Source organism: Moraxella sp. TY6, assembly GCF_048551375.1.
Lineage (GTDB): Bacteria > Pseudomonadota > Gammaproteobacteria > Pseudomonadales > Moraxellaceae > Faucicola.
Map to the genome: position 1 here is coordinate 1 of NZ_JBLYZJ010000028.1, position 5419 is coordinate 5419.

Sequence of the window (5419 nt, forward strand, 5' to 3'; positions counted from 1 at the left end):
AAATTAAATAACAACAAACACAAGAACAACTTGTGTGGATTTTCACTTTAATGCGATAAATTAAGGCTTAATTAATTTAGTATTGAAGTTTAAATACTCGTAAGTTTATTTGAGCAAAGAACAGTAAATAAATTAATTGAGCCAAGCAAATTAATTATTGCTTTAACTGCGTAAGCGGATAAAGCAATAATAAAAAAGATTAAACTGAAGAGTTTGATCATGGCTCAGATTGAACGCTGGCGGCAGGCTTAACACATGCAAGTCGAACGATGATTACCAGCTTGCTGGTATGATTAGTGGCGAACGGGTGAGTAACATTTAGGAATCTACCTAGTAGAGGGGGATAGCTCGGGGAAACTCGAATTAATACCGCATACGTCCTACGGGAGAAAGGGGGCTTTTAGCTCTTGCTATTAGATGAGCCTAAATCAGATTAGCTAGATGGTGAGGTAAAGGCTCACCATGGCGACGATCTGTAACTGGTCTTAGAGGATGATCAGTCACACCGGAACTGAGACACGGTCCGGACTCCTACGGGAGGCAGCAGTGGGGAATATTGGACAATGGGCGAAAGCCTGATCCAGCCATGCCGCGTGTGTGAAGAAGGCCTTTTGGTTGTAAAGCACTTTAAGTGGGGAGGAGAGGCTGATGGTTAATACCCATCAGATTAGACGTTACCCACAGAATAAGCACCGGCTAACTCTGTGCCAGCAGCCGCGGTAATACAGAGGGTGCGAGCGTTAATCGGAATTACTGGGCGTAAAGCGAGTGTAGGTGGCTTAATAAGTCACATGTGAAATCCCTGGGCTCAACCTAGGAACTGCATGTGATACTGTTAAGCTAGAGTAGGTGAGAGGAAAGTAGAATTCCAGGTGTAGCGGTGAAATGCGTAGAGATCTGGAGGAATACCGATGGCGAAGGCAGCTTTCTGGCATCATACTGACACTGAGACTCGAAAGCGTGGGTAGCAAACAGGATTAGATACCCTGGTAGTCCACGCCGTAAACGATGTCTACTAGCCGTTGGGTCTCTTGAAGACTTAGTGGCGCAGTTAACGCGATAAGTAGACCGCCTGGGGAGTACGGCCGCAAGGTTAAAACTCAAATGAATTGACGGGGGCCCGCACAAGCGGTGGAGCATGTGGTTTAATTCGATGCAACGCGAAGAACCTTACCTGGTCTTGACATAGTGAGAATCTTGCAGAGATGCGAGAGTGCCTTCGGGAATTCACATACAGGTGCTGCATGGCTGTCGTCAGCTCGTGTCGTGAGATGTTGGGTTAAGTCCCGCAACGAGCGCAACCCTTTTCCTTACTTGCCAGCGGGTTATGCCGGGAACTTTAAGGATACTGCCAGTGACAAACTGGAGGAAGGCGGGGACGACGTCAAGTCATCATGGCCCTTACGACCAGGGCTACACACGTGCTACAATGGTAGGTACAGAGGGTTGCTACACAGCGATGTGATGCTAATCTCAAAAAGCCTATCGTAGTCCGGATTGGAGTCTGCAACTCGACTCCATGAAGTCGGAATCGCTAGTAATCGCGGATCAGAAAGCCGCGGTGAATACGTTCCCGGGCCTTGTACACACCGCCCGTCACACCATGGGAGTCTATTGCACCAGAAGTAGTTAGCCTAACGTAAGAGGGCGATTACCACGGTGTGGTCGATGACTGGGGTGAAGTCGTAACAAGGTAGCCGTAGGGGAACCTGCGGCTGGATCACCTCCTTAAAACAAGTATTGAAGTGAGAATTCACAGCAAGTTGTTCTTGTGTCGTAAGCTAGCGGGTCTATAGCTCAGTTGGTTAGAGCACTGCCTTGATAAGGCAGGGGTCATAAGTTCAAGTCTTATTAGACCCACCATTATGGGGCCATAGCTCAGTTGGTAGAGCGCCTGCCTTGCACGCAGGAGGTCAGGAGTTCGACTCTCCTTGGCTCCACCACTAATAGCTTGCAATAAAACAGACAAAGTGATTTGGTAATGATATAGATTGCTTCAATCTGTTTTATACAGAAAAGACATTACAACCTGACGAAGGTGTAATCATTAAATAACAACGAAAAGAAATGAGTCTGGGTTAATTATCACGTTCCAACAAGATAATTAACCTTGGTAATCAGCCACTAACCCAAATTAGTGGAATAACTGATTACCTAAAGTAAAGAGAACTGAATCAAGCGTAAACATAGGTGAAAAATCGTTACCATTACCTATATAACACGAATGGGAAACCATTTAGGGTTGTATAGTCAAGTAATGAAGTGCACATGGTGGATGCCTTGGCAGTCAGAGGCGATGAAAGACGTGACAGCCTGCGAAAAGCGTCGGGGAGGCGGCAATATCCTGTGATCCGGCGATATCTGAATGGGGAAACCCAGCTAGCATAAGCTAGCTATCCTAATTTATTAGGAGGCAAACCGGGAGAAGTGAAACATCTCAGTACCCCGAGGAAAAGACATCAAATGAGATTCCCCTAGTAGCGGCGAGCGAACGGGGAGGAGCCGACAGACTTTAATGTAGAGGAATGACCTGGAAAGGTCAATCGTAGAGGGTGATAATCCCGTACTCGAAACATTTTAGAATGCATATTAAGTAGGGCGGGACACGAGAAATCCTGTTTGAAGATGGGGGGACCATCCTCCAAGGCTAAATACTCCTGACTGACCGATAGTGAACCAGTACCGTGAGGGAAAGGCGAAAAGAACCCCTGTGAGGGGAGTGAAATAGAACCTGAAACCGTGTGCATACAAGCAGTCGGAGCGGACTTGTTCCGTGACGGCGTACCTTTTGTATAATGGGTCAGCGACTTATATTCTGTAGCAAGGTTAACCGAATAGGGGAGCCGTAGGGAAACCGAGTCTTAATAGGGCGTCTAGTTGCAGGGTATAGACCCGAAACCGAGTGATCTATCCATGAGCAGGTTGAAAGTGACGTAACAGTTACCGGAGGACCGAACCCACTGTCGTTGAAAAGCCAGGGGATGACTTGTGGATAGGGGTGAAAGGCTAATCAAACTCGGTGATAGCTGGTTCTCCCCGAAAGCTATTTAGGTAGCGCCTCGGACGAATACCATTGGGGGTAGAGCACTGTTTCGGCTAGGGGGTCATCTCGACTTACCAAACCGATGCAAACTCCGAATACCAATGAGTACTATCCGGGAGACAGACAGCGGGTGCTAACGTCCGTTGTCAAGAGGGAAACAACCCAGACCGCCAGCTAAGGCCCCAAATTCCTGATTAAGTGGGAAACGATGTGGGAAGGCACAGACAGCTAGGAGGTTGGCTTAGAAGCAGCCACCCTTTAAAGAAAGCGTAATAGCTCACTAGTCGAGTCGGCCTGCGCGGAAGATGTAACGGGGCTCAAATCAGGAGCCGAAGCTGCGGATTTAATTGTTTCAATTAAGTGGTAGGGGAGCATTGTGTAAGCCTGTGAAGGTGTGTTGTAAAGCATGCTGGAGGTATCACAAGAGCGAATGCTGACGTGAGTAACGACAATGCGAGTGAAAAGCTCGCACGCCGGAAGACCAAGGGTTCCAGTCCAACGTTAATCGGGGCTGGGTGAGTCGACCCCTAAGGCGAGGCCGAAAGGCGTAGTCGATGGGAAATTGGTTAATATTCCAATACTTGTTTATGATGCGATGGAGGGACGGAGAAGGTTATGTCAGCCTGGCGTTGGTTGTCCAGGTGGAAGGATGTAGTTAGACTGAGTAGGCAAATCCGCTCGGTTATTAATGAGATCTGATAGCAAGCTGTACTTGTACAGCGAAGTGGCAAATACCATGCTTCCAGGAAAAGCTTCTAAGCACCAGTCATAAACAAATCGTACCCTAAACCGACACAGGTGGTCAGGTAGAGAATACCAAGGCGCTTGAGAGAACTCTGCTGAAGGAACTAGGCAAAATGGTACCGTAACTTCGGGAGAAGGTACGCTGCCGATGGTGATAGAACACGCTTCTTGAGCTGTTGGCAGTCGCAGATACCAGGCCGCTGCAACTGTTTATTAAAAACACAGCACTCTGCAAACACGAAAGTGGACGTATAGGGTGTGATGCCTGCCCGGTGCTGGAAGGTTAATTGATGGGGTTAGCGTAAGCGAAGCTCTTGATCGAAGCCCCAGTAAACGGCGGCCGTAACTATAACGGTCCTAAGGTAGCGAAATTCCTTGTCGGGTAAGTTCCGACCTGCACGAATGGCATAATGATGGCGGCGCTGTCTCCAGCAGAGACTCAGTGAAATCGAAATCGCAGTGAAGATGCTGTGTACCCGCGGCTAGACGGAAAGACCCCGTGAACCTTTACTACAGCTTTACATTGAACTTTGACCTTACTTGTGTAGGATAGGTGGGAGGCTTTGAAGTAGGCACGCCAGTGTCTATGGAGCCAACCTTGAAATACCACCCTGGTAATGTTGGGGTTCTAACTTAGTTATAACAATATCAAGGACAATGTATGGTGGGTAGTTTGACTGGGGCGGTCTCCTCCTAAAGAGTAACGGAGGAGTACGAAGGTGCGCTCAGAACGGTCGGAAATCGTTCGAAGAGTATAAAGGCAAAAGCGCGCTTAACTGCGAGACCCACAAGTCGAGCAGATACGAAAGTAGGTCTTAGTGATCCGGTGGTTCTGTATGGAAGGGCCATCGCTCAACGGATAAAAGGTACTCTGGGGATAACAGGCTGATACCGCCCAAGAGTTCATATCGACGGCGGTGTTTGGCACCTCGATGTCGGCTCATCTCATCCTGGGGCTGAAGCAGGTCCCAAGGGTATGGCTGTTCGCCATTTAAAGAGGTACGCGAGCTGGGTTTAGAACGTCGTGAGACAGTTCGGTCCCTATCTACCGTGGGCGTTGGAAATTTGAGAGGATCTGCTCCTAGTACGAGAGGACCAGAGTGGACGAACCTCTGGTGTTTCGGTTGTGACGCCAGTCGCATTGCCGAGTAGCTATGTTCGGATGGGATAACCGCTGAAAGCATCTAAGCGGGAAGCCCACCTTAAGATTAGATTTCCCTAAAGAGCCGTTCAAGACTAGGACGTTGATAGGTTGGGTGTGGAAGCATAGTGATATGTGTAGCTAACCAATACTAATTGCTCGTTTGGCTTGACTATACAACGCCTAAGTGGTTTTAGGTGTTAGTTGATAGTAATGTTAATGATTTTTACCTTTAACTTGATACAGTCTCTTTACTAATTCATCAATCCTAAATTGATAAAAAATAACTCATTTCTCTTTGTTGTTCTACCGTAATCTCTACGGTTTAAAGCCTTTGTTGACGATTATAGCTTGTTGGTCCCACCTGATCCCTTCCCGAACTCAGAAGTGAAACGACAATACGCCAATGGTAGTGTGGTTCGCCCATGTGAGAGTAGGTCATCGTCAACACCCTCTTAAGTAAACCCCCACTCAGTCGAGTGGGGGTTTTT

Annotated in this window: 2 tRNA genes and 3 rRNA genes; all 5 read left to right on the top strand. The window is 47.8% G+C overall.

From position 1 onward, the window contains the following. The first annotated feature begins 201 nt into the window (after nucleotides 1-201). The 5 genes from ACK1U4_RS11940 to rrf all read left to right on the top strand — a co-directional run bounded on the left by ACK1U4_RS11940 (nucleotide 202) and on the right by rrf (nucleotide 5378). Nucleotides 202-1731 (top strand): 16S ribosomal RNA (locus ACK1U4_RS11940). A 55-nt stretch (nucleotides 1732-1786) separates the two neighbouring features. After that, nucleotides 1787-1863, top strand: a tRNA-Ile gene (locus ACK1U4_RS11945). Between the two features lie 4 nt (nucleotides 1864-1867). Next, nucleotides 1868-1943, top strand: a tRNA-Ala gene (locus ACK1U4_RS11950). 305 nt (nucleotides 1944-2248) lie between these two features. Beyond that, nucleotides 2249-5104 (top strand): 23S ribosomal RNA (locus ACK1U4_RS11955). Between the two features lie 160 nt (nucleotides 5105-5264). Next, nucleotides 5265-5378: ribosomal RNA gene (rrf, locus tag ACK1U4_RS11960) — 5S ribosomal RNA — on the top strand. Together the 16S, 23S and 5S rRNA genes with 2 tRNA genes alongside form the textbook arrangement of a ribosomal RNA operon. Nucleotides 5379-5419: the final 41 nt, after the last annotated feature.